Annotated in this window: 1 protein-coding gene; it reads right to left on the reverse strand. The window is 41.8% G+C overall.

From position 1 onward, the window contains the following. Positions 1-548: 548 nt before the first annotated feature. Entirely contained in the window at positions 549-2,300 is a 1,752-nt protein-coding gene (locus PHV30_12145) for an ABC transporter ATP-binding protein (protein ID MDD5457761.1), read from the reverse strand. Between the last annotated feature and the right edge of the window lie 410 nt (positions 2,301-2,710).

A 2,710-nucleotide genomic window follows, 5' to 3' on the forward strand; every position in this document is an offset into this window, starting at 1 on the left:
AACGTATTCACGTTGAGACCCAGATCTCGGGCTACTTCGGCAATTGATTTATCAGATTCATTCGCTAACTTGACGGCTGAAGCTCTGAATTCGGCTGTATAGGTTCTGAATTCGGCTGTATAGGTTCTGAATTCGGCTGTATAGGTTCCGGGTTTTTCTCGGCTCATTTGGGTTCACTCTCTGTTCACACTATTTTAATTTGTGGTCCGGTTTAGTGTAGCCATATCACGCTTCACGTTAGTTAGGAAACAATAGCCAAGCAGGCCGGGTTACCTTTACTGAGCGAATACGGGATAGTCAAGGGCTGACACAACTTCGCAAGCGCCTGCCGGAGATATTGGAAGATGGCGATAATGTCTTAACGAGGGCTGCACGGCAAATCTTCGCTGACTTGCAACAACAGCTAGTCGAACTGGATAAACAAGTAGCGGTTTACGGGGAGAAAATCCTGGTGCTGCATCGGTCAAGCACGATCAGTAAAACGCACTATCCCCGGCATTGGGCCAATCACCACTATCATTTGATTGTAGGAATAGGCTATATGGTTATTATTCAACCATAAAATCTCCGCTTTGATGTTGCCACATGGCGTAGTATTTGCCTTTTTTATCCAGCAATTCATGATGAGTGCCTTGCTCGATGATATGGCCGTGATCCAGTACAATAATACGATCCATGTGTAAAATTGTCGAAAGCCGGTGAGCGATTACGATCGCGGTTTTCTCTTTAATCAGGTCGAAAATGGCCACTTGAATGAGTTTTTCAGTCAGAGAGTCTAGCGCGCTGGTGGCTTCATCAAGCACCACAATCGGCGCATTTTCAAGAAAGGCGCGCGCAATGGCAATGCGCTGTTTTTCGCCGCCGGAAAGCCTAACGCCGCGTTCTCCCACCATAGTCTCAAATTTATTTGGCAAGCTGCTAATAAACTCCAGGCTGTGCGATTTGCGGGCCGCATTAATAAGTTGCTCTTCCGGAATATCGTCACCCAGGGTAATATTATCTCTTATTGAACGGTGAAATAATTCCGGCTGCTGTGGCACCAGGGATATTTGTTTACGCAATGAGCTTAAGGTAAAATCTCTTGCCGCAATTCCATCAAAGTAAACCGTACCCTGTTGCGGTTCAATGAAGCGAAACAGCAACTTAGTCAATGTAGATTTGCCTGAGCCTGATTGACCCACCAGCGCCACTTTTTCTCTGGGCTTAACCACTAGAGAAAAATCCTCAAATAATATTTTGGGGTGCGGATTTGAATGATAGCTAAAATGAATATTGTTAAAGCTGATGGCTCCTTTTTTTATAGCTAGCGGTTTGGCATGGCTTTCATCTGCTTCAATATCGATCAGCTTGAATAATTCCGCCATTTCCATGGCGTCCGCCATTGCTCTAAAAAAATCCAGGAAGTTACGGCCAAATCCCCATAGACGTGAAATCAGTATTATCATGACTGTTTGAAATAAAACAAACTCGCCCACCTGAAAGTTGCCCGCTTTCCATTTCTGGATCATCAAATAAACCAGAAATAATTCCATGGCGAACGTCATCAGTCCTTGTACTGCAAATGAGGTAAACATATAGACACTGGCCGTTTTTTTATCTTGATAAAGCTGATCCGCTGCCTGATCAATATTAGCCTGCTCCCTAGACTCGACGGAAAAGCTTTTGACAATAAAAATATTACTAATAGCGTCGGAGAAAACTCCGCTTAGTTTAGAATCACTTAGAGCGATCTCCTTATCAAAACGCATTTTCCATATGGAATAGAAAATGTTCCAGGCCATGAAAATAACAGCCCATACTAGAAAATAAAAAGCAAATTCACGCTGTTGCCGGTAAAAAATGCCAAAAGAAATAGAAATGGCCAGAACGTTCATGAAACACTGGAACAATATCCAATCCAGGATTATTTCATAAGAATGGCAAAAGCGACTTGTCTGCCTGATCAGGCTGCCGGAAAAATTTCTCTCGAAAAAGGCGTACTTATGGTTTCTTAGCACTTCAAAGCAACGCTTCTCCAGACTATTAACTCCACCTGCTCCCAGAGGAACCATGGCTATTTCCACCAAACGCCATAATACCCAGACACTGGCATAAATAAATCCAAGCTGTTTCAGATTTCCAAATAAAATAGCCAGGGTAGCTTCTGAATAAGGTTCCGCCAGTTTGTTAGCGATATTTTTATAGCTGAGAGGAACAGATAAATCCAGAAAGATAATGGAGGCTATAGCGCTTAAAGCTAAGAGAAAAAACCATTTTCTCTGCCAGATGACTCGGCTGTATTCCTTAAATATTACATCCATAACTATCTTTTTATTTATTATGTAGGGTTAGACTTTTTTAGTAATGTAACATTTTTCCTTGGTTGATAAATTGTTAAATTCAATTTAATTGAATAAGCAAGATATGCAGACTTTTTAATTTAATCTCATAATTATATAGCTATGAACAATGCCGCGCTCATCTCGATAAAGACCAAAGGCCCCTGCAGACTCTGGCATTTGTCAGAAAGCACTTGCTATACACCCACTCTCGCAAAAGGACCTGAGATGCGGTAATACAACAGTTAACTCCTATTCTTGAAAAATACGGCATTGTTAAATTGGTATAGTTACACCTATAATTACTCGCTTTATCTTGAGTACCTGTTATATAAATTGCCCGAAATGTGGATCAACCGACTGCGCTAAAGATGGCATAGTCAAGGAAAAGC

The organism is Candidatus Margulisiibacteriota bacterium (assembly GCA_028715625.1).
Lineage (GTDB): Bacteria > Margulisbacteria > Riflemargulisbacteria > GWF2-35-9 > GWF2-35-9 > JAQURL01.

Excerpts from the sequence above, each read along its gene's own strand:
- PHV30_12145 (MDD5457761.1), bottom strand. The coding sequence starts at position 2,300 with ATGGATGTAATATTTAAGGAATACAGCCGAGTCATCTGGCAGAGAAAA.